Origin of the sequence: Devosia sp. SL43 (genome assembly GCF_021729885.1) — a bacterium.
Taxonomy (GTDB): domain Bacteria; phylum Pseudomonadota; class Alphaproteobacteria; order Rhizobiales; family Devosiaceae; genus Devosia.
Genome location: NZ_CP063401.1, coordinates 770,074 through 795,487, shown reverse-complemented (window position 1 = coordinate 795,487; position 25,414 = coordinate 770,074). Strand labels below are relative to the sequence as shown.

Genomic DNA, 25,414 nt, shown 5'->3' with positions numbered 1-25,414 from the left:
ATTTGTATTTGCGTAGGTATTATCCAGCAGAGGTAACGTAAACAGACGCCTTCCATTCTTGTACGACGACAAATCGGCTACATCGGTCGGGTAGTTCAGGTGTCGGGTGTTTGAAGTGATGAGCGATGTGTTTGGGTGTGTTCGTTGCTGTGCGGGGGTCTCAAGATGAGGCGAGTTACAGCGCCCACGCGCCCCCGCAAGACGGTCCGCCCAACGCGTTCGGTGCTGCCGCCTCGCAACTATCCGCGGTTTGAGACAATCGAGGTCGGGGCGCTGCCAGCGGCAAGGCTGGATCGGCCTGAGACCGCTGCGTTGCTGATTGCCCTGGCGACGGAGTACCGCCGGCGCGATCGACCGTGGATCGGCACCAGCGTCAACGGTCAGGTGTTGTCCGAAGCGGCGCGCAAGCGCAGTTTGTACGAGGCGATGCTGTTTGCCGACGTGATCAGCTGTGACGGCCAGCCGATGGTGCTGGCCAGTGGGCGGCTTGCCGGCGTGGCGTTGCCTGAGCGGGTGGCAACAACCGATCTGTTCCACGACATCGCCGAGGCGGCCCGCTGGCGGCCGGTCAGCATGTACTTTCTTGGCGGTTCGGTGGCTGAGAATGCCAGAGCTGTGCAGAACGTTCGGCAGGCTTACCCGCATCTGCGGATCGTTGGCCAGTATCACGGCTACAGCAACCACGCCCAGACAATCCGGCTGGTGCGCGAAATTGATCGCTTGCGGCCAGATATCCTGTGGCTGGGCCTCGGTGTGCCGAGGGAGCAGGAATTCTACATGCGATTCGCCCATGCCATGCCCAATGTCGGGCTAATCAAGACCTGTGGGGGATTGTTCAATTTTCTCTCTGCGTCGGCTCAGCGGGCGCCGCAATGGATGCAGGACAGCGGACTCGAGTGGGTCTACCGCATGGGCCGCGATCCTCGGCGCCTGATGCTTCGCTACCTGACCACGAGCCCGCACGCTGCGATGCTGATGCTGACCCGCAGCAAACGCGGCGCCAGTGCCAGCCAACTGGGCAGCGATATCGACGCTTAGGCCAGTCCGGCGAAATCGCCTTGGTCGATGTCGTTGAGTGTCTTCATCAACAAGCCCTGAAAGATAGGCTCCTTCTCGTCGCGATGGGCGACGATTTCGGGCATGCCGTTGATGCGGCAGACCAAGGCGCTGGCCAGTGCGGCGCGGATTTCGACCTGCATGGCGCCGAAGGCCCGGGCGCCAGGACCAACGATCAGGATGTGGGATGGGTCAAACACCGCCATCATCCGACTTAGGCCGTAGCCGATGGCGCGTCCGGCCTGATTGAAGGCATGCGTAGCGCTCCGTTCGCCGGCCTCGGCTCGGGCAATCAGACCCTCATACTCATGGGCCGGTACGGCCGGGGCAGGGGTGGTCGTTTCGGGCACGGAATAGGCGGTACGCAGCACGGCGTAGTCGGCGGCGTATGCCTCGATGCAGCCGCGCATGCCGCAGCGGCAGAGTGCGCCATTGGGCACGTGGTTCATGTGCCCGAATTCGGTGGCGCCTTCGTCGCCGCGCCCCATGATCTGCCCGCGAAACGTCATGCCCATGGCGACGGTCGAGCCAACGAAAACCGTGGCCACGCTGGCATCGCGCAGGGTGGGGTCCAGCCAGCGCGCGCCTTCCGCCAGCAAGCGGCCGCGCTTGTGCAGGGTCACTGGAATGTCGAACGCCTCTGCCAGCTCGCGCCCGAATTGCCGGCCGGCCAGGTGGGCGATGGGGGACCATTTTAGGCCGAAGCCGTCGCGGTCGAGAATACCCTGAACGGAGATGGCGACGCGGCGCAGTCCTGCGCTCTCGGCCACGTTGCGCGTCCGCAAATGCCGTAGTCGTTCGGCGAGAAAAACCGCGGGTGGTGTATCGGCAAAGGTGTTGGGCGTGATGGGATTTTCGATGCGGTCGACCAGCACACCGCCATAGTCGACCAGCGACAGGCGGCAACGGTTCACATCGATCTCGAACAAGGCTGCCGCGCCGATTCCGCGATTGAACCCAACGAGGGTGGCCGGTCGCCCGCGCATGCGTGCATCGGGCTTTTCGACCGCTTCGAGTTCCGCAATGATGCGTTGGGCGACGAGGTCGTGGGTGATGGCGGTGATGCTGGCGTGGCTAAGGCCGGTGGCGGCAGCCAGGGCCGTGCGCGAGAGCGGGCCCTGCATGCGCAAGGCGCCAAGCACCAGGCCCCGGTTCTGTCGCCGGACGCTGTCGCTATCGCTGACGTTCCGCGCCAAGCAGTTTACTCCTCACTCCGAAACGCAACACATCATCACTCACCCGATATCGCAATCGGTATTTATTTCGGGTCGCGAAATTGAAGTTGACTCATTTGCCGTACGTATGTCACATCTTTTTTCGAGCAGTGAAAATAATGCTCAGGGCGCCGGTGGAGGGTGCCCGCTGGGGTAAAGCCACCGGCACATACGTGGGCAGGAGGACTGGCCCACACGGGAGGACAGACATGAACAAGTTTCTAGCAGTCTTGCTTTGCACGACTGTCATCACCGGCACGGCCGGTATCGCCCATGCGCAGGACGCCTTTACCGTTGGCGTCAGCTGGAACAATTTCCAGGAAGAGCGCTGGAAGACCGACGAGGCGGCAATCAAGGCCGTGCTCGACGCAGCCGGCGCCACCTATATCTCGGCAGACGCCCAGTCGTCCGCGTCCAAGCAGCTGACGGACATCGAAAGCCTGATTGCGCAAGGTGCCGACGCCATCATCGTGCTGGCCCAGGACAGCGAAGCTGTCGGCCCAGCTGTGGCCGCTGCCGTCGCTGAAGGCATTCCGGTGGTTGGCTATGACCGCCTGATCGAAAATCCGGATGCGTTCTACCTGACGTTCGACAACAAGGAAGTGGGTCGTCTCCAGGCTGCCGGCGTCGCTGCCGTCCAGCCAGAAGGCAACTTCGTGTTTATCAAGGGCAACTCGGCCGATCCCAACGCCGATTTCCTATTTGCCGGCCAGATGGAAGTGCTGCAGGCCGGTATCGATGCAGGCGCCATCAAGAATGTCGGTGAAGCCTATACCGACAACTGGAACCCGGAAGTCGCCCAGGCGAACATGGAACAGTTCCTGACCGCCAATAACAACGAAGTCGACGCCGTTGTCGCGTCGAACGACGGCACTGCCGGTGGCGCGATTGCCGCTCTGGCTGCACAGGGTCTGGCCGGTTCGGTGCCAGTTTCCGGTCAGGACGGCGACCATGCCGCCCTCAACCGCATCGCGCTCGGCACCCAGACGGTGTCGGTCTGGAAGGACGCTCGCGAACTGGGCAAGAAGGCCGCTGAAGTGGCCCTCGAGCTGGCCGGCGGCACCGCACTCGACGCCGTTACCGGCGTGGTGCCGTTCAATGGCGGGCCGAAGGGCGTTGCCATGAATGCATTCTTTATCGCGCCTGTTGCTGTCACCAAGGACAACCTCAACGTCGTCATCGACGCCGGTTGGGTGACCAAGGACGTGGTCTGCGCCGGCGTCGCCGCCGGTTCGGTCGCCGCGTGTAACTGAGGCGCAGACGTAATAGTCTGACATCAAGACAGTGCCGCGGCGTTCGCGCTGCGGCACTGTCGCGACAGGACCGCGCCGCCGGAATTCGGCGCAGCCCAGTGGGGGAGAACTAAACGTGGCAGATCAGCACGCCATTCCGACCAACGTCCATCCAAGCCAATATGCGCAGAACCCGCTGCAACGGTTCCTGATCGCGACTGAGCTCGATACGCGCCTGCTCGGCATGGTCGGCGCGCTGGCCATCATCTGGATCGGCTTTCATGTTTTTTCAGGTGGGCTGTTCCTGACGCCGCGCAACTTGTGGAACCTGTCGGTGCAGACGGCCTCTGTCGCCGTGATGGTCACGGGCATGGTCCTGATCATCGTCACCCGCAATATCGATCTGTCGGTTGGCTCGATCCTGGGCCTAGTCGGCATGGTGATGGGCGTGATGCAGACGGATATACTGCCGACGCAGCTTGGCCTGGGGCTCGGCAATCCGCTGATCTGGGTGCTGTCGCTGTTCGCGGGCCTTGTTGTCGGCGTCGGTATCGGTGCCCTGCAAGGCACGATCATTGCTTACCTCCGCGTGCCGGCCTTCATCGTAACGCTGGGTGGCTATCTCGTCTGGCGCGGTGCCGCCTGGTGGGTCACCATGGGCCGGACTGTCGCGCCAATGGATCCCACCTTTCAGCTTATGGGCGGCGGTCCCTCTGGCGCCGTGGGGGCGCTCTGGAGCTGGGTCGTTGGCGTTATCGCCTGCGCTGCCATCCTCGTCGGCCTCTATTTCGGTCGCCGCCAGCGTCTGCGCTTCAGTTTTCCGCTGCGTCCCATCTGGGCGGAAGCATCGCTGGCCATCATCGGCTGCGGCCTCACCATCGGCGCGGTGTGGGTCGCCAATTCCTACCCCTGGCCAGTGCGCATCGCCGAGAAATATGCCGAGGCCAATGGCATCGCAGTTCCCGAAGGCGGCCTCTTCATCGCCCATGGCATAGCCATTCCAGTGCTCATTGCCCTGGGCGTCGGCGTCGCAATGACCTTTGTCGCCACCCGTACCCGCTTTGGCCGCTATGTGTTCGCCATGGGCGGCAACCCTGAGGCGGCGGAACTGGCGGGCATCAATACCCGCTGGGTCACGGTCAAGATTTTCATGCTGATGGGCGGCCTCTGCGCCATTGCAGCAGCCATCTCGTCGGCCCGCCTCAACGCGGCCACCAACGCGCTCGGAACCCTGGACGAGCTCTACGTCATCGCTGCGGCGGTGATCGGCGGTACGTCGTTGGCCGGCGGCGTAGGCACTATCGCCGGGGCGTTGCTTGGGGCTCTGGTGATGCAGTCGCTGCAGTCCGGCATGGTGCTGATGGGGCTCGACAGTCCGCTCCAGTCCATTGTGGTTGGTATCGTCCTCGTTTTCGCGGTGTGGCTCGACACGCTCTACCGCCGCAACAAACACTAGGGAGTCCTTGTCATGCTGGACACCAGAACGCCTCTCGTCGAGATGAACGACATCTCGATCTCCTTTGGCGGTATTCGCGCCGTCGACCGAGCTTCGATCGACCTGTTTCCGGGCGAAGTCGTGGGCCTGCTTGGACACAATGGCGCCGGCAAGTCGACGCTGATCAAGATACTGTCTGGCGCCTACAAGCGCGATGCGGGGCAGATTCGCATCAACGGGCAGGATGCGAACATCAACAATCCGCGCGACGCCAAGGGCTATGGCATCGAAACGATCTACCAGCAGCTCGCTGTCGCCGACAATGTCGACGCCGCCGCCAATCTGTTCCTCGGTCGCGAAATCATCACGCCGATCGGCACGCTGGACGATGCGGCGATGGAGTCCAAGGCGCGTGAGGTGATGGGGCGGCTCAATCCGAACTTCCGTCGCTTCAAGGAACCAGTGAAAGCCCTGTCTGGCGGCCAGCGCCAGTCGGTCGCCATCGCACGTGCCATCCTGTTCAATGCCCGCATCCTGATCATGGACGAACCGACGGCGGCGCTCGGGCCGCAGGAGACGGCCCAGGTCGGCGATCTGATCAAGCAGCTCAAGTCGGATGGGATCGGCATCTTCCTCATCAGCCACGACATCCACGACGTCTTCGACCTGGCGGACCGGGTGGTGGTGATGAAGAATGGTCAGGTTGTCGGCAGCGCGCGCACCGAAGATGTCACCAAGGATGAAGTGCTTGGCATGATCATTCTGGGCAAGGTGCCATCAGGTGCGACTGCCGGTCCGGGAGCCATTGCAGGCTGATTGCGTTGTGTGCTTTGCCGTGCGCCAATGGAGCGCGCGGGGGATATTAATGGCGACGCAACGCAAACAGACGATCAAGAAATCGACAGCGGGGGTGGACCGGCACACTCGTCGGCACCGGCTGGGGCACAAGTTCACCTCGCTCAACCTGCCGCGCCACGGAGCGCTCTATATCGGCATCGGTGTGGGCGTGATCGTTTTCCTCGTCACGCTGCTGGTGCTACCGGCCTTCGCAGTGCCGTTCGGCGCCATCGCTATGTTCCTGGTCTATCTCGGGTTGATGTCCATCACCTTGCCGCTTTTGACGCCGCAGTTCCTGAGGCAGCGCGCCGATACGACAGATTCACCGACGCCGCTGATTTTTGTGGTGGTCCTGGGGGTTGTCGGAACCTCCTGCGTGACGCTGTTCATGGCGCTTAACGGCAAGGATGGACCGCTGCTCTATGAGGTCATCCTCAGCGTGGCGTCGGTGCTGCTGGGCTGGTTTGTCATCCATACCCTTGCGGCGATGCACTACGCCTACGAATACTACGAGTCTCCATCGGCCAATCCCGCCGGCAAGGGCAGCGGGCCGGTTGGCGGGTTGGATTTCCCTGAGGGGGACAGTCCGGATGGCGTCGCCTTCCTCTATTTCGCTTACGTGGTCGGCGTCGCATTTGCGGTTTCAGACATCCGGGTAACGTCCAACAAGATGCGAAAGATCGTGCTGCTGCACTCGACATTCTCGTATTTCTTCAACACGTTGATCGTCGCTGCGACGGTCAACGTGGCAGTGGCTGTCGGCAACGTCTGACGGTTGTCGCTGGTCTGGCTTCGTGCCAAACCTTGGCCAGCAAAGCCAAGGAGAATCCCCGATGAAAACCCGCGCCGCCGTTGCCTTCCAATCCGGCAAGCCGCTCGAAATCGTCGAGGTCGATCTCGATGGTCCCAAGGCTGGTGAGGTACTGATCGAGATTAAGGCCACCGGCATCTGCCATACCGACGATTTCACCCTGTCGGGTGCCGATCCGGAAGGCCTGTTTCCAGCCATTCTCGGTCATGAAGGCGCGGGCGTCGTGGTCGATGTCGGGCCCGGCGTCACCAGCCTCAAGGTTGGCGATCACGTCATCCCGCTCTACACGCCCGAATGCCGCGAATGCTATTCCTGCCGCTCGGGCAAGACCAATCTCTGCACCGCCATCCGCGCCACCCAGGGGCAGGGGCTGATGCCAGATGGCACCTCGCGCTTTTCGTTCGAAGGCAAGCCGGTGTTTCACTACATGGGCTGCTCGACCTTCTCGAATTTCACCGTGCTGCCCGAGATCGCTGTCGCCAAGATCGATGCCTCCGCGGCCTTCGACAAGGTTTGCTATGTCGGCTGCGGCGTCACGACAGGCATTGGTGCGGTTATCAACACTGCCAAGGTCGAGATCGGCGCCACCGCTGTGGTCTTCGGGCTCGGCGGCATCGGGCTCAATGTCATCCAGGGCCTGCGCTTGGCCGGAGCCGACATGATCATCGGTGTCGACATCAACAATGACAAGAAAGCCTGGGGCGAGCGCTTCGGCATGACCCACTTCGTCAATCCAAAGGAAATCGAGGGTGACGTGGTGCCATACCTGGTCAACCTTACCAAGCGGCGCGGCGATCTCATCGGCGGCGCCGACTACACCTTTGATTGCACAGGGAATACCACGGTGATGCGCCAGGCGCTCGAATGCAGCCATCGTGGCTGGGGCAAATCGGTGGTTATCGGCGTGGCCGGTGCGGGCAAGGAAATCTCCACTCGGCCGTTCCAACTAGTTACCGGTCGCACCTGGATGGGCACGGCCTTCGGCGGCGCCAAGGGCCGCACCGATGTGCCAAAGATCGTCGACTGGTATCTCGACGGCAAGATCGAGATCGACCCGATGATCACGCACACGCTGCGACTGGAGGACATCAACAAGGGCTTCGACATGATGCATTCGGGCGAAAGCATCCGAAGCGTGGTGGTTTTCTGACGTACTCACCTCCCCGGAGGGAGAGGTGAGTAGGAGCCAATTACTCTAGCCACTCAGTCTCGAACGCACGTGCCTCGTGAATATCGATCTGCTCCAATAGCTCCGGACCCAGATTCTCGAACTTGTGCGGTACATTGGCGGGGCAGACCACGATTTGCCCTGCCACCGCCTCGACGGTCTCGTCGCCAACCGTGAACCGTGCGCGCCCGTTGCGGATGATGAAGGTTTCGGGGTAGGGGTGTTTGTGCAGACGTGGTCAATCCCCGATTTTCTCGGTGCGGACGAAGATCACGCTGATGCCCGCGCCATGAGTGCCTCCCACGAACTCCCCGCGCCAGCTGTCTGATCCCACTGAGGTATCAGCCCAGCTCGCTTTGTCGATCACCTTTCCCAGCATTCCTGTCTCCATTGACCGCTCACGCAAGAGGACGACGAGCCATGACGCATAATTTCGACAATCTCTTCATCGTCAGCGGCAGCCCGGGTGCCGGCAAGACAACTCTGTTGGACGCTGCTGCCGCAGCCGGTATGCGTGTTGGCAGGGAGGCGGCACGGGCGATCATCCAGGCGCAGACAGTTATTGATGGCCCGGCGCATCACTTCGGCAACCGAGCGCTGTTCGCCGAACTAATGTTGGATCGGGATGTGCAGACGTTTCTCGCATTGGGCGGCGGCGCCCCGGCGCTGTGCGATCGTGGCATTCCCGAACTGGTATGCTACTGCCGGGACTGGGATGTGGCGAACAACGAGCATTTCCGGCGGGCCGCAGAGATGTACCGCTACAATCCGCTGGTGTTCATGGCGCCGCCATGGCGGGAAATATTTGTAACCGACAGCGAACGGGTCGAGGGCTGGGAACATGCCCAACGTGTTTATGCTTCGCTGCGTGACGGCTATATCGAACTCGGCTATCGCATCGTCGAACTGCCCAAACTGCCCGTCGCCGAGCGGCTGGCCTTCGTGAAGGACGTCATCGCCCATGCCTGATCCAACCATTTTCGTCGATGCCGATGCATGCCCCGTCAAGGACGAGGCCATGCGCGTTGCCGAGCGGCTGGGTCTCGTCGTCACGTTTGTCAGCAATGGCGGGGTGCGCCCCTCGCGTGATCCGATGGTTCGGATCATTGTTGTAGCGCAGGGCGCCGACGCGGCTGATGACTGGATCGTCGAGCAGGCGCAGGCCAACGATATCGTGCTGACAGCCGACATTCCCCTGGCCAGCCGCGCCATCGACAGAGGCTGTCATGTGCTCGGTTTCACCGGCAAGCCGTTCACGCCGGCCTCCATCGGCATGGCGCTGGCGATGCGTGATCTTAAGCAACATCTGCGGGAGACCGGCGAGATCAAGGGCTACAATCCGGGCTTCCGTCCGGCCGATCGCTCGGCCTTTCTGAGTGCCCTCGACACACTGGGCCGCAAGGCTAAGTCGCTGGCGGGTAAGTAGTTCTTAAGCTTTCGCGAGGGGAATATTAACCATAATCGCAAAAACTGGGCGCAGTTGTAATCGTGCGCTGAGTTCAAGCTGTGTCGCTTCCGCGTTTTCTTGTTTCGCTTGTGATTGTCGGCGCAGCCCTGGGTGGTTGCGCCAAGCCGCCCAGCCAGCACAGCATCGTGAGCCAGCCGGTGCAGGCGACCGCGCCGTTCATTACCAACTCAATTCTTCCGGCTTCTGCGCCGATCAGCCAGCAGCCCATGCCCGAGCGCATTTTCTCGTCGGCCCATCTCGGCGGACGAACCCTGGCCGTGGGCTCTACTGCCGACATCATCCTGCGTCCCGGCGAGGTGGTACTGACCTTCGACGACGGCCCGCGCCCGGGCAAGACCAACGAAATTCTCGCGACACTCGACGACTTCGGCGTCAAGGCGACGTTTCTGATGCTGGGGTCGGCGGCGCAGGCGCATCCGCGGCTGGCGCAGCAGGTGGCGCTGAGCGGGCACACCGTGGGCAGCCATACGTTCGATCATGTGGATCTGGGCACACTGGACCGTCAGGGGGCGCTCGACGAGATAGCCAGGGGCGAACATGCGGTGGCGCAGGCGCTGTCGGGGGCAGGGCAGACGCCATCGCCCTTCTTCCGCTTCCCCTATCTGTCGCAGACCGGGTTCCTCCGCACCAACCTGATGCAGGGCAGCGTCGTGATCCTGGATGTCGATATCGACAGCAAGGACTACTACAAGGACACGCCTGAGGCCGTCGCCCAGCGCACGCTGGCTCGCCTCGATGCTCGCGGCAGCGGCGTCATCCTCTTCCATGACATCCACCAGCGGACCGTCGAAATGTTGCCGATGTTCTTGGCTGAACTCGAGCAGCGCGGGTACACGGTCGTGCGTCTCGTACCCAAGGACAGTGGCGTGTTCGGTCGTGACGTGATCACGGCCGATTTGCCGGATTTGCGCGGGACGCTGTAAGGATCTGACGGCCCGCTGGCTACATGTTCTGGTAGACGGGGCCCTCGCCGCCTTGGGGCGGTACCCAGTTGATATTCTGGTTGGGATCCTTGATGTCGCAAGTCTTGCAGTGGACGCAGTTCTGCGCGTTGATCACGTAGGTCGCTACACCGTCCCGTTCGGTCCATTCGTAGACGCCAGCCGGGCAATAGCGGGTGGAGGGACCGTCGAACACAGACAGTTCCGAACTGCGCTGCAGTGCGGGATCCTTCAGTTGCAGGTGGCCGGGCTGGTTCTCGTCGTGATTGGTGTTGGACAGGAACACGGACGACAGCCTGTCGAAAGTCAGCACGCCATCGGGCTTGGGATAGTCGATCTTGCTATGCTTGGCGGCGGGCTCCAGCGATTGCGCGTCGGATTTGCCGTGCTTGAGGGTGCCGAACAGCGAAAAGCCGAACAGCTGGTTCATCCACATGTCGAACCCGCCAAGGCCAACGCCCAGCAACGTGCCGAAGCGCGACCAGAGCGGCTTGACGTTGCGAACCTGCCGGAGATCCTTGCCGATCGGACCGTCGCGCCAGCTGTCTTCGATGTCGGCGACTTCATCATTGGCGCGGCCCTCCGCGAGAGCGGCCGCGACCTTCTCGGCTGCCAGCATCCCGGAATGGACGGCATTGTGGCTGCCCTTGATGCGCGGCACGTTGACGAGGCCGGCCGAGCAGCCAAGCAGCGCGCCGCCGGGGAAGGAGAGCTTGGGCACGGACTGGTAGCCGCCCTCAGTTATCGCGCGAGCGCCGTAGGACAAGCGCTTTGCGCCCTTGAACGTCTTGGCGATCGAGGGATGCGTCTTGAAGCGCTGGAATTCCTCGAAGGGGGCGAGGTAGGGGTTCTTGTAGTTGAGATGCAGCACGAAGCCCACCGCGACGGTGTTGTCGTCGAGGTGATAGAGGAATGAGCCGCCGCCGGTCTTCATGTCGAGCGGCCAGCCGAAAGAGTGCTGCACGAGGCCCTTCTTGTGGTTCTCGGGGGCGACTTCCCAAAGCTCCTTGAGCCCGATGCCAAACTTGGCCGGCTCGCGGTCCTTGTCGAGGTTGAAGCGGCCGATCAGCTGTTTGGCGAGCGAACCACGGACGCCTTCCGCGATCAGCGTGTACTTGCCCAGCAGCGCCATACCGCGTGTGTAATTGGAGCCAGGCTCACCGTTCTTCTCGATGCCCATGTCGCCGGTCGCCACGCCGATTACCGCGCCCTGCTCGTTGTAGAGCACCTCGGCGGCGGCGAAACCGGGATAGATGTCGACGCCCAAGGCCTCGGCCTTCTGGCCCAGCCAGCGGCAGACATTGCCCAGCGAGACGATGTAGTTGCCGTGATTGCTCATCAGCGGCGGCATGAGGAAGTTCGGAATGCGCAGCGCGCCGGTTTTGCCCAGCACCAGGAACTGATCGTCCGTCACTGGTACGGTGAATGGATGGTCGGCCTCGTCGCGCCAGCCGGGCAAGAGGCTATCGATGCCTGCAGGGTCCACGACCGCGCCGGAGAGGATATGGGCGCCAACCTCGGCACCCTTTTCCAGGACGACAACCGACAGGTCCGGATTGAGCTGTTTGAGGCGGATAGCCGCCGAGAGGCCGGCCGGGCCGGCTCCCACGATGACGACGTCGAACTCCATGCTTTCGCGTTCGGGCAGATCCGCCAGCTCAACCATTCACTCTTCTCTCCGCTCAGGCAGACATCATGCTGTTACCAAGTTCTGCGGCGAAAGCGAACCCGGCATTCGACGGAACTCAGGCGGCCGCTATCGCATCGAAATCGACGATGTCGGCGCGGTGGCCGGTGGCCGCGACAACCCTCAGGAGTTCGTCGCTGGTGAGCGACACCGTGGCCGTGTTGGTCAGCGGGTGAACCGTAATGCGTGGTTTGGCCATCATGTCCTTGGCCAGAACCAGTTGCACGGCGTTGGCCTTGTCGTTGATCAGCGCCAGGGGGCTCACCGAGCCCTGCACGACGCCGAGCGCTTCCAAGAGCGTTTCGCCGCTGGCAAACGAGAATTTCTTGGCGCCGACATGGGCCGCCAGGGACTTGAGGTCGAGACGACGATCGGTCGGCACGCAGACCAGCCAGAGCCCGCCCTTGGCACCTTTGAGCAGCAAGTTCTTTGTGTGGACGCCCTCAAGCGCGCTCCAGAAGGGCAGTGCCTCCTCGACTGTGTGAACCGGCGGATGCTCGATCGAGATGGGCGTGATCGCCAGCTCGGCGAAAAGGGTATCGATGGCAGCACGTGCGTCAGTCATGGGTCACCGTGGTGGTATGGAGCTGCCCCGGTCAATGCCAGGGCAGCGATTTGTGTCACGCGGCGAGTTCGCCATGTGGATCGAGAACGAACTTTACGGCCGCGCCCTGGTCGAAGGTTTCGTAACCCTGCGCCGCGGCATCGAGCGAGATGATGCGGGCATTGACGATGTCGGCGATGGGCAGGCGGTCATGCAGGATGGCCTGCATCAACTGGCGATTGTATTTGATGACCGGGGTCTGGCCGGTGTGGAAGGACTGGGCCTTGGCCCAGCCCAGACCGAAGCGGATCGACAGGCTGCCTTGCTTGGCGACGCTGTCGACGGCGCCCGGATCTGCCGTGACGTAAAGGCCAGGAATGCCGATGGAGCCGGCAGGGCGGGTAATTTCCATCATCTGGTTCAGCACGATGGCCGGCTGCTCGCCGCCCGAATGGCCGCGGGCCTCGAAGCCAACCGCGTCGATGGCGGCGTCGACTTCATCCGACCCGGTGACTTCGGCGATCATCTCGCCCAGGCGATCATGCTTGGACAGGTCGATGGCCGCAAAACCCATCTTGCTGGCGTGGGCCAGGCGATCCTTGTTGAAGTCGCCGATCATGACGACGGCAGCGCCCAGGATCTGTGCCGAGGCGGCAGCGGCCAGACCCACCGGGCCCGCACCCGCCACATATACGGTCGAGCCAACACCGACGCCGGCCTTGACCGCTCCGTGGAAGCCGGTCGGCAGAATGTCGGACAGCATGGTGAGGTCGCGAATCTTGCTCATGGCCCGATCGCGATCGGGGAATTTCAGCAGGTTGAAGTCGGCATAGGGCACGGTGACATAGCGAGCCTGGCCGCCGATCCAGCCGCCCATGTCGACATAGCCGTAGGCGCCGCCGGCGCGCGACGGATTGACCGTGAGGCAGACGCCGGTGTCCTGCGACTTGCAGCACCGGCACCGGCCGCAGGCGACGTTGAACGGAACCGAGACGATGTCGCCCACCTCGAGCATTTCGACGTCGCGGCCCTTTTCGATCACCTGCCCAGTGATTTCGTGGCCCAGCACAAGACCCGGGGCCGCCGTGGTGCGGCCGCGCACCATGTGCTGGTCGGAGCCACAGATATTGGTCGAGATTACCTTGAGGATGACGCCGTGGTCGATACGGCGTCCATCTGGCGCGGCCAGCTTGGCATCCTCGATATCCTGCACTTCGACTTTACCGGGGCCGATATAGACCACGCCGCGATTGCTACTCATCTGCGCCTCCTCGTCATTATCGTTGATGTCCGGTCCGTTTTGGACTCGGACGGTGAGCCAACCTCCTCCAGGCTGGTTTTCATTGGGGCGTCAGACGCCCAATTCGTATTCGCGACAGATGCCGGCCAGCAGGTGCCAGACGTGATCGGAGAAAGAGTGCCAGACCTCGATACGGAAGCGGTCTTCGGCTTCGCGCAAGAGGATGATCTGCACCCGGTCGATAATCGTGCGCCGAGCTTCGCCGACGGCCATTGCACCCACCTCGAACGCGATGCTCGACTGCAGTGCATCGGCAGCGGCGGGCCCTTCCACGGCAATGCCGACTTCGCGGTGGCCGATATCGACGAGGCTGTGGATGGTCGTGGCATAGAGGCCGGCAAAGGCGGCTTCGATGGCGTCCCGCTCGCCTGGGGGTGCGATCAGGAACCATTCGTCCGGACCGATGCAGGCGGCCAGGCGCCCGCCGGACGCGACCAGCCCACCGATCGTTGCGGGCAGGGCGGCGCCCCATACGGCAGAGGCGGCGGCAAGGTTGGCGGGGTCAATGCGCAGGTTGAAGCGCGCAACGTTTTCGACCGGGCGGATGGTAACCGGAGCGGTCCCGGCGGCCAGTTGGCGACCAACCAGAGGATGATGTTCTTGCATCATTTCGGTGCTCCTTACGCGCTCAAGCGCTTGTTTTCAGGGTCCAGGAACACCGTGCCGGTGACCTTGGCGCGTAGCGTGCCTGAGGGCATCGGGATGTGTACCGTCTCACCCATGCGACCATTGCCGCCTTCGACCACCGCCAGGGCGATCGACCGGTTGAGGGCAACGCTCCAGTAGGACGAGGTAACGTGGCCGACCATCTTCATGGGCACTGACTGGTTGGGATCGAGCACGATCTGCGCGCCTTCCTCCAGTACCGTCTTTGGGTCCTCGGTCAGCAGGCCGACGAGCTGCTTGCGATCGGTCTTGAGCATGTCGGGGCGGCTGAGCGAGCGCTTGCCGACGAAATCTGGCTTGGCCTTGCCGATGGCCCAGCCAAGGCCGGCATCATCGGGCGTCAGCGTGCCGTCGGTGTCCTGGCCGACAATGATGTAGCCCTTTTCCGCGCGCAACACGTGCATCGTCTCGGTGCCGTAGGGCGTGATCCCGTATTGCTGGCCGGCTTCAATGAGCTTTTCCCAAATGGCGTGGCCGTAGCGGGACGGCACGTTGACCTCGTAGCCGCGCTCGCCGGTAAAGCTCATGCGGAACAGGCGGGTCGGTACACCGGCGATTTTGCCCTCGGCAATCGACATATGCGGGAAGGCTTCTTCCGAGAGGTCGATGCCTTCGATCAGCGGCGCCAGCAGGTTGCGGGCATTGGGGCCGTTGATGGCGATCACCGACCACTGCTCGGTGGTGGAGGTCAGCCAGACCTTGAGTTCAGGGAACTCGGTCTGGAGGTAATCCTCCATCATGTTGAGCACGCGCGCCGCGCCGCCAGTGGTGGTGGTCACGTGGAAGCGGTCCGTCGTCAGGCGACCGATCACACCGTCATCGCGGATGAAGCCGTCTTCGCCGAGCAGCACGCCATAGCGGGTGCGACCGGGCTGCAGCTTGCTCCAGGGGTTGGTGTACATGCGATTGAGAAATTCGGCGGCGTCGGGGCCAACGATCTCGATCTTGCCCAGGGTGGACGCGTCGAAAATGCCAAGCGAGTCGCGGGTCGCCTTGCATTCGCGGGCGACCGCGGCATGCATGTCTTCGCCCTGCTTGGGGAAGTACCAGGCGCGGCGCCAGAGCGCGACCGGCTCGAACGCTGCACCATGCTCTTCGGCCCAGCTATCGATGGACGTCTTGCGCGTCACGTCGAACAGGCGGCCACGGTTGTAGCCGGCGAAGGCGCCGAAGGTGGTTGGCGTATAGGGTGGGCGGAAGGTGGTGAGACCAACCTGCGGGGCAGGCTTTTGCACGGCATCGGCGGCAATGGTGAGGCCGTTGATATTGGACGTCTTGCCCTGGTCGGTCGCCATGCCGTTGGTGGTGTAGCGCTTGACATGCTCGATGGAGCGGAAGCCTTCGCGCACGGCCAGCCGGATATCCTTGGCGGTCACGTCGTTCTGGAAATCGACGAAGGCCTTGGCGGTGGAGGTGTTCTTGTCGGTCGGCAATTCGCGGCTGGACGTGCCGGTGAGGGCGATTTCGTCGGTGACGGCGTAGGTCGCCGCGGTCCCGGTGAAGCCGGCATCGGCTGCTGCGGCAAGACCCGCTGCGGTGCCTTCGGACAGCGCCTTGGCTAGGCCGAAGTCTCCATTGCCGGCGCCGGCGCAGCGGCTGTGCTCGACATGCTTGGAAGGCAGGAAGACCTGACCGTCCTCGCGCCATTCGAGCTTGCCCTGCGTGTGGGAGAACAGATGCAGGCTGGGGTTCCAGCCACCGCTCATCAGCAGGGCATCGCAGGCAAACTCGCGCGCCTGGCTCGAACTGCCGTCGATGGGCTTGGCCCGCACCGAGGAGACACGCAGCCGGCCCTTGGTGCCGGTGACGGTCCAGCCGGTCAGCACTTCGATGCCGAGGGACGACGCGGTTGCCTTGAGTTCCGCAGGAACATCCTTGCGGATGTCGATGATGGCGCCGACCTTGACGCCAGCACGCGCCAGATCAAAGGCGGCCAGCCAGGCGCTGTCATGGGAGGTCACGACCACCGGTTTGTTGCCAACCTTGACGCCATAGCGGTTGAGATAGGTGCGGGCGGCACTGGCCAGCATGACGCCGGGGCGATCGTTGCCGTCGAACACCAGCGGCTTTTCGATCGAACCCTGGGCGAGCACGACCTGCTTAGCGCGGACCTTCCACATGCGCTCGCGCGGCGTGCCCTCAGGCGCGGAAGCGAGGTGATCTGTGATGCGCTGGCAGAGGCCGACGAAATTCTGGTGGTAATAGCCGATTGCGGTGGTGCGGGGCAGGAGGGTGACATTGGCCATGCCGGCCAGTTCGTCGACGCTGGCCTTGAGCCACGCCCAGCCGGTCTTGCCGTCGATGCCGGCATCGGTTTCGGACAGCAACGAGCCGCCCAGTTCGGCCTGCTCGTCGGCAAGCATCACCTTGGCGCCACTGCGACCGGCCGCGAGGGCGGCGGCGAGGCCCGCCGGGCCAGAGCCGACGACCAGCACGTCGCAATGGGCAAAGCGGCTGGAATAGGTATCCGGATCGGGCTCGACGGGCGACTTGCCCAGGCCCGCCGTGCTGCGGATGATCGGCTCGTAGACCTTGTTCCAGAACGACTTCGGCCACATGAAGGTCTTGTAGTAGAAGCCGGCCGAGAACAGCATGTAGAGCACGTCGTTGATGGCGCCGACGTCGCGCTCCAGCGATGGCCAATGGTTCTGGCTGATGGTCTTGAGGCCCTGCGATACCTCGATCACCGTCGCGCGGGTATTCGGCTCGACGCGGGCCGGACCGTGATCGATGCCGAGCAGCGCGTTGGGCTCTTCCGAGCCAGCGGAGAGGATGCCGCGCGGGCGGTGATACTTGAACGAGCGTCCGACCAGATGCTGGCCGCTGGCGAGCAGGGCAGACGCGACGGTGTCGCCCTCGAAGCCCGCTATGGTCTTGCCGTTGAAGGTGAACTGCACCGGCTTGCTGTGGTTGACGCGCCCGGCGCCGGGAATACGGAACTGGCTCATGGGCTTGTACCTTCGGCTTCGCTCTGGTCGGGGCGCGGCTGGCCGGCCTTGTAGGTCACGACGAACTTGTCGGTGACGGTGTCGCGGACGGCGTTGAAGAAGCGACCGCAGCCATGGATATGGCGCCAGCGTTCGGCATGAATACCGCGCGGATTGGACCTGATGAACAAGTGGTCGCGCCATTGCTCGTCGGTGAAGGTCGACGGGTCCTGCGGACGGGCAATATGGGCCTGGCCGCCATAGGTGAATTCGAGTTCGGGGCGCTCGGCGTTGCAGTAGGGGCAGCGGATGAGAAGCATGGTTCGCCTCCTAGTGCGCGACGGCTGCGGCGGCAGCTTCGTCGATGAGCCGGCCGGTGGTGAACCGCTCCAGCGTGAATGGTGCGTTGATCGGGTGCGGTTCATCGCGCGCGATGGTATGGGCGAACACGTTTGCCGAACCCGGTGTGGCCTTGAAGCCGCCCGTGCCCCAGCCGCAATTGACGTAGAGACCCGGGACCGGAGTCTTGCCGAGGATCGGCGAGCGATCGGGGGTCACGTCGACGATGCCGCCCCATTTGCGCAGCATGCGCATGCGCGTGAAGATCGGGAAGATTTCGCAGATGGCTGCGACGGTATGCTCGATCAGCGGCAGGCCGCCGCGCTGGCTGTAGGACACATACTGGTCCGTGCCCGAACCGATCACCAGCTCGCCCTTGTCGGACTGCGAAATATAAGCGTGCACCGTGTTGGACATGACCACGCAGGGGAAGATCGGCTTTACCGGCTCGGAGACCAGAGCCTGCAGCGGATAGCTTTCAAGCGGCAGGCGGACGCCGGCTGAGTCCATGACCACGGAGGTATTGCCGGCGGCTGACACCGCGACCTTCTTGGCCTTGATGAAGCCGCGAGCCGTCTCGACGCCGATGACTTTGCCCGACGCATCGCGACGGATCGCGGTAACCGGGCAATTCTGGATGATGTCGACGCCACGCGCAGCCGCCCCACGCGCATAACCCCATGCGACGGCGTCATGGCGGGCCACGCCGCCGCGGCGCTGCAGAGCCGCTCCCATAACTGGGTAGCGGGCATTGGGCGAGATATCGAGCGGCGGGCAGAATTCCTTGGCCTGCTCAGCTGTCATCCATTCGTTGTCGATGCCGTTGAGGCGGTTGGAATGCACGTGACGCTTGAAGCTCTGCACGTCGTGCACGTTGTGCGCCAGCATCATCACGCCGCGCTGCGAGAACATGACGTTGTAGTTGAGCTCCTGGGTCAGGCCCTCCCACAGCTTCATCGAATGCTCATAGAGCATCGCGCTTTCGTCATAGAGGTAGTTGGATCGGATGATGGTGGTGTTGCGACCGGTATTGCCGCCGCCCAGCCAGCCCTTGTCGATGACGGCGACGTTGGTGATGCCGTGTTCCTTGGCCAGGTAGTAGGCTGCGCCAAGGCCGTGCCCACCGGCGCCGACGATGATGACATCATATTCAGCCTTGGGCTGGGCGTCGGGCCATTGCGGCTTCCAGTTCTTGTGACCCGTCAGGGCATTGCCGAGCAGTGACGGAAACGAAAAGCGGGTCATCGCCTACCTCGAACGAATAGCGTTGAGGTATCATTGCGACATTGTGCGCGGATGCACAGTACGTTTGCGTCAAACGGATCGCACAAGAACGCCAAAACCTGCGGCAACGCTCTTTGGCTGCGCCCTCGCCAACCCAACAAATGCGACAGTCAGGCCGCTTCAGCGAGGCTGCCGGCCATGGACGCCCGTTTGCGGATTTCGTGCGGCGTGTATTCGAAGCGTTGCCGGAACATCCGGCTCAGATGGGATGAGTCGCAGAAGCCGCATTCCACCGCCACCGCCGCTACCGATTTGTCGGTGGTTTCAAGCAGATGGCGGGCGAAGGTCAACCTGATCTGCAGGAACGCTGCTTGCGGGGATGCGCCCAGAGCGGTTCTGAAATGGCGCTCGAGCTGACGTTTGCTGTGGCCCATGCGGCGCGCCAGCTCCGAGACCGACAGTGGATTGTCGATGTTCTGCTGCATCAGCAGCAGCGCCCGCATCACCATCGGGTCGCGCGTCGAGATGTCCATCGACACGCCGGGCTGCGGCTTTTCGGGACGCATCGCGTCATCGATGATCATGATGTGGAGGCTCTTGCTGGCTTGGGCGCGGCCAACATGCTTCTCGACCAGGTAGGCGGCCAGATGGGCCGAGCTGGCGCCGCCAGAGCAGGTCAGCCGGTCACCGTCATCAATGAAGATCTGGTCGGAGACGGGGTCGAGGCCGTCGAACTGCTCGAGAAAGTCGGCATGGTGGAACCAGCTGACGCAGCAGCGATAGCCGTTCATCAGGCCTGCCTTGTGCAGCAGGAAGCCGCCGGTACAGACGCCGACCAGCGGAACGCCGGCCGCGGCTGCCCTTTCCAAGTAGGCGGTGTATTCGGGGCCAAGGCCGGACATGTCGTCCATGACGCCCCCGATGACGACGATGTAGTCGAACTTGGTCGGATCGCCGAGGCGTTCGTTGGGTTGGACGGTGATGCCGCTGCTGGAGGGAACGGCATTCATCGTGTCTGACAGCACCGTCCAGCCGCACATGATCGGCCGGCTGCGGTCGCCTTCGTCGGCGGCGAGGCGCAGGACATCAACGAAGTTGGCGAAGGCGCAGAGGGTGAAGCGCTTGGCCAGGATGAAGCCGACTGAAAGCCTCAGTCCATCGGGGCGCGACTTGTACGCCCGTGATGACGCATTTGTCCTGCTGCCGCCCCTGGCTTCCATCGCGCCCTCTTGCCGAAAATCCCATGATCAATGTCGTATGGCTAATCCCGATTTGACGCAAACGTTCTGTGCAGAGCGGCGATAGTGTCGCAATGCTCCGTCCATGATCGAGGGAATGACCAAATGAAAGTTCTGGTGCCGGTAAAGCGCGTGGTCGACTTCAACGTGAAGATCCGCGTCAAGGCTGATGGCTCGGGTGTCGACCTCGCCAATGTGAAGATGTCGATGAACCCCTTCGACGAAATCGCCGTCGAGGAGGCCATCCGGCTCAAGGAAGCCGGGAAGGTCACCGAGATCGTCGTCGTATCGATCGGCCCGGCGCAGGCGCAGGACACGTTGCGCACGGCTTTGGCCATGGGCGCCGATCGCGGCATCCTGATCAATGTGGATGGTGTGGTCGAGCCGCTGACCGTCGCTAAACTTCTCAAGGGTGTGGTCGAGGCCGAAGCGCCACGCCTGGTTATCCTGGGCAAGCAGGCCATTGACGACGATTCCAACCAGACCGGGCAGATGCTGTCGGCTTTGCTGGGCTGGTCGCAGGCGACCTTCGCCTCCAAGATCGAACTGGGCGACGACAAGGCCGTGGTGCTGCGTGAAGTTGATGGCGGCCTGCAGTCCATCGAAGTCACGCTGCCCACCATCGTGACGGCAGATCTGCGTCTCAATGAGCCGCGTTACGCCTCGCTGCCCAATATCATGAAGGCCAAGAAGAAGCCGCTCGAGGAGAAGACTGCTGCCGATTACGGCGTGTCGGTCGAGCCGCGCCTTAAGGTGCTGAGGACCGAGGAGCCGGGGACGCGCAAGGCCGGCATCAAGGTCGCCACCGTCGCCGAACTGGTCGACAAGCTGCGCAACGAAGCCCGCGTTATCTGAGCGAGGACATACACATGGCAATTCTTCTTCTCGCCGAACACGACAATGCGACGCTCTCCGAACTGACGGCGCGGGCGCTGACGGCGGCTGCCAAGATTGGTGGCGACGTGGACATTCTGGTTGCCGGCAAGGGCGCGCAGGGCGCTGCCAATGCCGCTGCCGGGCTGGCGGGGGTGCGCAAGGTGCTGCTCGCCGAAAGCGATGCGCTGGCGAACCAGCTTGCTGAACCTCTTGCTGATCTCATCGTGTCGATCGCTTCGGGCTATGACGTGTTCGTTGCTGCTGCGACGACGACGGGCAAGAATGTGTTTCCGCGCGTCGCGGCTCTGCTCGACGTGATGCAGATTTCCGAGATCGTCGAGGTCGTTTCGGCCGATACGTTCAAGCGACCCATCTATGCCGGCAATGCGATCCAGACGGTGCAGTCGACTGACGCCAAGAAGGTCATCACCGTCCGTACCGCTGGCTTCGCGCCAGCTGCTGCAGGGGCAGGGGCGTCGGTAGAGGCGATCACCGCTACGGCGGATCGTGGACTGTCGGTGTTCCTTGAAAACCGTATGGCGAAGAACGAGCGGCCTGAGCTGGGTTCGGCACGTGTCGTGATCTCGGGCGGTCGTGCGCTGGGTTCGCTGGAGAAGTTCCGCGAGATCATCCTGCCGCTGGCCGACAAGCTCGGTGCGGCCGTGGGCGCGTCTCGTGCGGCGGTGGATGCGGGCTATGCGCCCAACGACTGGCAGGTCGGCCAGACCGGCAAGATCGTCGCGCCGGATCTCTACATCGCCATCGGGATTTCGGGTGCCATCCAGCATCTGGCTGGCATGAAGGAAGCCAAGATCATCGTCGCCATCAACAAGGATGAGGACGCGCCGATCTTCCAGGTCGCTGATTATGGCCTGGTCGGTGACCTTTTCGAACTGATCCCGGAACTCGAGCGCCAGCTCTAAGCCCAAACCCGAACGGAAGCACGATGACCGAGACCAAGTTCATTCTGAAATTGAGCTGCCTCGACCAACCCGGCATTGTGGCCGCGATCACCACCGCGCTGGCGGCGCGCGGCGCCAATATTCTGGAATCCAACCAGTTCTGCGACCGCCCGACCAATCAGCTGTTCCTTCGCATCGCCTTCGCGGTGCCGGCGGCGATCACCCGGGATGTGCTGGAATTGGCACTGAAGCCGTCGGTCGATCGCTTCGACATGAAGCTCAAGATCGAGGACCTGTCGCGCCGGCCCAAGATCATCATCATGGTCTCCAAATTCGACCATGGCCTGTTGCACATCCTGTACCAGATCAAGGTCGGCTGGCTGAATGCCGAGGTTGCCGCCGTCGTATCCAACCACGAGGACTCGCGCGGGACGGCCGAGCATGAGGGTATTCCCTACTACTACTGGCCGGTGAACAAGGACAATAAGACCGAGCGCGAAGAGCAACTCATCGAACTGGTCCGGGAAACCGGGTCGGAACTGGTGGTGCTGGCCCGCTATATGCAGGTTCTGTCCGACAACCTGTCGAACCGCCTGTTCGGCATGATCATCAATATCCACCACTCGTTCCTGCCCAGCTTCAAGGGCGCGAAGCCCTATCACCAGGCGCATGAGCGCGGCGTGAAGCTGATCGGCGCGACGGGCCACTATGTGACCGCCGACCTCGATGAGGGTCCGATCATCGAGCAGGAAACCGAGCGTGTCAGCCACGCCATGACGACCGAGGATTTCGTCGCCGCCGGCCGCGATATCGAATCGCGTGTTTTGGCCCGTGCGGTGAAGTTTCATCTGGAAGGCCGCGTCATGCTGAACCATCATCGGACTGTCGTCTTCACGCAGTGATCCTGCGTCCATCGCGCCCACCCATACGGAGTACATAGAGAATGGCAGCGTTTCCCGAAAAGGCGCGGGTCGTCATCGTCGGATTGGGCGGGATCGTGGGCGCGTCGATCGCCCACCATCTGGTCGAGCGCGGCTGGGACGATATCGTCGGTATCGACAAGTCGGGCATCCCCACCGATATCGGCTCCACCGCCCATGCGTCGGACTTTTGCTACACTACCAGCCATGACTTCCTGAGCTGCTGGACCACGCTCTATTCCATCGATTTCTTCGACAAGATGGGCCACTACGCCCGCGTCGGCGGCATAGAAGTTGCCCGTGTCGGCGATGACGCCCGCATGGACGAGATCAAGCGCAAGGTTTCGTCCGGCAAGGCTTTCGGTACGCGCGCGCGGCTGATGGACCCGGCCGAGATCAAGGCGAAGATGCCACTGGTCGAGGAGAGCATGATCCAGGGCGGTCTTTGGGATCCCGATGCCGGCCTCGTCATTCCGCGGTCGCAGACCGTCGCCGGCAAGCTGGTCGACCAGGCGGTCACCGCCGGCAAGCTGCAGGCCTTCGCCAATACCTCCGCCAAGTCGCTGGTGATCGAAGACGGCCGCATTAAGGGCGTCGTCACCGATCGCGGGACCATCATGGCTGACCACGTCGTGGTCTGCGCCGGCCTTTGGGGGCGCCTCATCGCTGAGATGGCGGGAGAGGACTTGCCGGTCATGCCGGTCGACCATCCGCTGACGTTTTTCGGTCCGTATGACGGCTTTGCCGATACCGGCAAGGAGATCGGCTATCCGCTGCTGCGCGATCAGGGCAACTCGGCTTATCTGCGCGACACGGGCGATCCGAAGACCGCCGAAGGTGGCCAGATCGAATGGGGCTATTACGAGGAGCACAATCCGCGCCTCGTGCATCCGCGCGAGCTGCTGGAAAAGGAACAGGCGCGCCTGTCCCCATCTCAGCGTGACCTCGATCTCGAACAGGTCATGGAACCCCTCGAACGCGCCATGGAGCTGACGCCGATCCTGGCTGAGCTTGGCTACAATGAAGGTCACTCATTCAACGGCTTGCTGCAAACCACCACCGATGGCGGCCCGTCGATGGGCGAGAGCCAGAAGGTGCGCGGCCTGTGGTATGCCGTCGGCATCTGGGTCAAGGATGGTCCGGGCATGGGCAAGCTCATTGCCGACTGGATGACCGATGGGCGCACCTCGATCGATCACAACAAGATCGACTATGCTCGCTTTGCGCCTTTCCAGCTGACCGAGCAGTTCATCGAAGAGCGTTGCACCGAGACCGCGCGGAAGATTTACAATCCGCCGGTCCACCCGCGCGAGCCCTTCGCTGGCGGCCGCGGCATCCGCCGCTCGCCCTTCCACGAGCGCGAGAAGGAGCTTGGCGGCTACTTCATGGAACTGGGCGGCTGGGAGCGCGCCCACGGCTACGCCGCCAACGAGCACCTGCTCGAAAAGTTCGGGGACCGCGTGCCGGTGCGTGAGAACGAATGGGACAACCGCCATTTCTGGCGCGTGTCCAATGCCGAGCATCTCGAAATGACCGAGAATTGCGGCATCATCAACCTGTCGCATTTCTACATCTGCGACATCGAGGGGCCCGACCATGTCGAGCTGATGGAGTGGCTCTGCGCGGCCAAGATCGGCGGCGATGCCAATATCGGAAAGGGCATCTACACCCACTTTCTCGACGACCAGGGCATGGTGCGAGCCGACTTCACCGTCATCCGCATGGCCGACCGTATTCGCATGGTCAACGGCGCCGATGCCGGGCCGCGCGACCTGCAGTATATGCGCCGCACGGCGCAGGATCGCGGGCTCGACGTCACCATCACCGACGTGACCGAGAAGAACATCACCATCGGCATCTGGGGCCCGAACGCGCGCGAAAACCTCAGCAAGCTGGTGGAAGATCCATCGGTGCTGCTGGCAGAAAACTTCCCGTTTGCTGCCATCAGGCCGCTCACCATTGCCGACAAGTCGGTGACTGCGTTCCGCATTTCCTATGTTGGCGAGCAGGGCTGGGAGCTGCACATGGCCTACGAAGACGGCCTGGCGGTGTGGGATGCGTTGCGTTCCACCGGCGTCATTGCCGTGGGCGTCGAGACCTACGCCAATACCCGCCGCATGGAGAAGAGCCTGCGCTTGCAGAATGCGGACCTGCTGACCGAATACAACCTGCTCGAAGCCGACCTGGCCCGTCCGAAGGTCAAGGAGGCCGACTTCTGCGGCAAGGCCAAGCATGTTGAGTATCGCGAGCGCGAGCACCAGCCGGCCATGCTCTGCACGCTAGTCATGAACGACAACGTCGACAGCAAGGGCGTGGCGCGCTTCCCGGTCGGCATCATGCCGGTAATGGACCCGGCGACGGGTGAGACGCTGGTGGATGAACTGGGCCGCCGGTCGTTTACCACCTCGGTGGCGTATGGCCCGACCATCGGTAAGAACATCGCTCTGGCCTATCTGCCGTGGAGCCATTGCCAGGTTGGACGGCAGGTGACGCTGGAATATTTCGGCGAAACTTATCCGGCTGAGGTCGCCAGCGTCGGCTACAAGCCGCTCTACGACCCGGAAAATCTCAAGCCGCGAAGCTGAGATAGAGCAGGGCGCCTGTCGCCCGTTCGAGAGGCATGATTTGG

General features: G+C 62.8%; 23 protein-coding genes. 13 read left to right on the top strand and 10 right to left on the bottom strand.

Features of this window, described 5'->3' with window-relative positions:
• Positions 1–165 precede the first annotated feature (165 nt).
• Positions 166–1,038 carry a WecB/TagA/CpsF family glycosyltransferase gene (locus tag IM737_RS03945; protein ID WP_236898490.1) on the top strand — a complete coding sequence of 291 codons (873 nt, stop codon included), beginning with the start codon at positions 166–168 and terminating at the stop codon, positions 1,036–1,038.
• Here IM737_RS03945 and IM737_RS03940 read toward each other — a convergent pair.
• Entirely contained in the window at positions 1,035–2,252 is a 1,218-nt protein-coding gene (locus IM737_RS03940; protein WP_236898488.1) for an ROK family transcriptional regulator, read from the bottom strand. The two genes, IM737_RS03945 and IM737_RS03940, sit on opposite strands and share 4 nt — an antisense overlap.
• 227 nt (positions 2,253–2,479) lie before the next feature.
• Here IM737_RS03940 and xylF point away from each other — a divergent pair, with 227 nt between their 5' ends.
• The 5 genes from xylF to IM737_RS03915 all read left to right on the top strand — a co-directional run bounded on the left by xylF (position 2,480) and on the right by IM737_RS03915 (position 7,735).
• On the top strand, positions 2,480–3,523 hold the full coding sequence (gene xylF / locus IM737_RS03935) for a D-xylose ABC transporter substrate-binding protein (RefSeq protein ID WP_236898487.1): 1,044 nt from the start codon (positions 2,480–2,482) through the stop codon (positions 3,521–3,523).
• A gap of 115 nt (positions 3,524–3,638) precedes the next feature.
• The gene (locus IM737_RS03930; RefSeq protein ID WP_442874170.1) at positions 3,639–4,958 is read left to right on the top strand and encodes a sugar ABC transporter permease; all 1,320 of its coding nucleotides are present in this window, start codon (positions 3,639–3,641) and stop codon (positions 4,956–4,958) included.
• A gap of 12 nt (positions 4,959–4,970) precedes the next feature.
• Positions 4,971–5,753, top strand: a complete 783-nt coding sequence (locus IM737_RS03925; RefSeq protein WP_236898486.1) for an ATP-binding cassette domain-containing protein — start codon at positions 4,971–4,973, stop codon at positions 5,751–5,753.
• A 49-nt stretch (positions 5,754–5,802) separates the two neighbouring features.
• Positions 5,803–6,546 carry a DUF1345 domain-containing protein gene (locus tag IM737_RS03920; RefSeq protein ID WP_236898485.1) on the top strand — a complete coding sequence of 248 codons (744 nt, stop codon included), beginning with the start codon at positions 5,803–5,805 and terminating at the stop codon, positions 6,544–6,546.
• Between the two features lie 61 nt (positions 6,547–6,607).
• Complete coding sequence (locus tag IM737_RS03915; protein ID WP_236898484.1) at positions 6,608–7,735, top strand: S-(hydroxymethyl)glutathione dehydrogenase/class III alcohol dehydrogenase; 1,128 nt, start codon at positions 6,608–6,610, stop codon at positions 7,733–7,735.
• A 40-nt stretch (positions 7,736–7,775) separates the two neighbouring features.
• Here the strand turns inward: IM737_RS03915 and IM737_RS21050 are convergent, their stop codons facing one another.
• Positions 7,776–7,952 carry a cupin domain-containing protein gene (locus IM737_RS21050; RefSeq protein WP_442874189.1) on the bottom strand — a complete coding sequence of 59 codons (177 nt, stop codon included), beginning with the start codon at positions 7,950–7,952 and terminating at the stop codon, positions 7,776–7,778.
• Between the two features lie 221 nt (positions 7,953–8,173).
• Between IM737_RS21050 and IM737_RS03905 the strand changes: the two genes are divergently transcribed.
• The 3 genes from IM737_RS03905 to IM737_RS03895 all read left to right on the top strand — a co-directional run bounded on the left by IM737_RS03905 (position 8,174) and on the right by IM737_RS03895 (position 10,144).
• A complete protein-coding gene (locus tag IM737_RS03905) occupies positions 8,174–8,722 on the top strand; it encodes an AAA family ATPase (RefSeq protein ID WP_236898483.1) in 549 nt (182 codons plus the stop codon).
• Positions 8,715–9,179 (top strand): YaiI/YqxD family protein, encoded by a 465-nt coding sequence (locus tag IM737_RS03900; protein WP_236898482.1) that lies wholly within the window; start codon positions 8,715–8,717, stop codon positions 9,177–9,179. Before IM737_RS03905 ends, IM737_RS03900 begins: the two co-directional genes overlap by 8 nt.
• An 80-nt stretch (positions 9,180–9,259) precedes the next feature.
• Positions 9,260–10,144 carry a polysaccharide deacetylase family protein gene (locus IM737_RS03895; RefSeq protein ID WP_236898480.1) on the top strand — a complete coding sequence of 295 codons (885 nt, stop codon included), beginning with the start codon at positions 9,260–9,262 and terminating at the stop codon, positions 10,142–10,144.
• A 19-nt stretch (positions 10,145–10,163) separates the two neighbouring features.
• Here the strand turns inward: IM737_RS03895 and IM737_RS03890 are convergent, their stop codons facing one another.
• From IM737_RS03890 to IM737_RS03855, 8 genes are all read right to left on the bottom strand, one after another.
• Entirely contained in the window at positions 10,164–11,828 is a 1,665-nt protein-coding gene (locus tag IM737_RS03890) for an electron transfer flavoprotein-ubiquinone oxidoreductase (protein WP_236898478.1), read from the bottom strand.
• A gap of 79 nt (positions 11,829–11,907) precedes the next feature.
• A complete protein-coding gene (locus IM737_RS03885; RefSeq protein ID WP_236898476.1) occupies positions 11,908–12,414 on the bottom strand; it encodes a prolyl-tRNA synthetase associated domain-containing protein in 507 nt (168 codons plus the stop codon).
• 55 nt (positions 12,415–12,469) lie between these two features.
• A complete protein-coding gene (gene fdhA, locus IM737_RS03880; RefSeq protein ID WP_236898474.1) occupies positions 12,470–13,654 on the bottom strand; it encodes a formaldehyde dehydrogenase, glutathione-independent in 1,185 nt (394 codons plus the stop codon).
• Positions 13,655–13,744: 90 nt separating this feature from the next.
• Positions 13,745–14,302, bottom strand: a complete 558-nt coding sequence (locus tag IM737_RS03875) for a sarcosine oxidase subunit gamma (RefSeq protein WP_236898472.1) — start codon at positions 14,300–14,302, stop codon at positions 13,745–13,747.
• Positions 14,303–14,313: 11 nt separating this feature from the next.
• A complete protein-coding gene (locus IM737_RS03870; RefSeq protein ID WP_236898469.1) occupies positions 14,314–17,307 on the bottom strand; it encodes a sarcosine oxidase subunit alpha in 2,994 nt (997 codons plus the stop codon).
• A complete protein-coding gene (locus tag IM737_RS03865; protein WP_236898468.1) occupies positions 17,304–17,606 on the bottom strand; it encodes a sarcosine oxidase subunit delta in 303 nt (100 codons plus the stop codon). Before IM737_RS03865 ends, IM737_RS03870 begins: the two co-directional genes overlap by 4 nt.
• A gap of 10 nt (positions 17,607–17,616) precedes the next feature.
• Positions 17,617–18,870 (bottom strand): sarcosine oxidase subunit beta family protein, encoded by a 1,254-nt coding sequence (locus tag IM737_RS03860; protein ID WP_236898466.1) that lies wholly within the window; start codon positions 18,868–18,870, stop codon positions 17,617–17,619.
• A gap of 149 nt (positions 18,871–19,019) precedes the next feature.
• Entirely contained in the window at positions 19,020–20,069 is a 1,050-nt protein-coding gene (locus IM737_RS03855) for a GlxA family transcriptional regulator (RefSeq protein ID WP_236898464.1), read from the bottom strand.
• 123 nt (positions 20,070–20,192) lie between these two features.
• Between IM737_RS03855 and IM737_RS03850 the strand changes: the two genes are divergently transcribed.
• From IM737_RS03850 to IM737_RS03835, 4 genes are read left to right on the top strand one after another with little or no spacing between them, the layout of a single operon-like run.
• Positions 20,193–20,942 (top strand): electron transfer flavoprotein subunit beta/FixA family protein, encoded by a 750-nt coding sequence (locus IM737_RS03850; RefSeq protein ID WP_236898462.1) that lies wholly within the window; start codon positions 20,193–20,195, stop codon positions 20,940–20,942.
• 14 nt (positions 20,943–20,956) lie between these two features.
• The gene (locus IM737_RS03845) at positions 20,957–21,886 is read left to right on the top strand and encodes an electron transfer flavoprotein subunit alpha/FixB family protein (RefSeq protein ID WP_236898460.1); all 930 of its coding nucleotides are present in this window, start codon (positions 20,957–20,959) and stop codon (positions 21,884–21,886) included.
• 23 nt (positions 21,887–21,909) lie between these two features.
• A complete protein-coding gene (purU, locus tag IM737_RS03840; RefSeq protein WP_236898458.1) occupies positions 21,910–22,767 on the top strand; it encodes a formyltetrahydrofolate deformylase in 858 nt (285 codons plus the stop codon).
• A 41-nt stretch (positions 22,768–22,808) separates the two neighbouring features.
• A complete protein-coding gene (locus IM737_RS03835) occupies positions 22,809–25,370 on the top strand; it encodes a GcvT family protein (protein ID WP_236898457.1) in 2,562 nt (853 codons plus the stop codon).
• Positions 25,371–25,414: the final 44 nt, after the last annotated feature.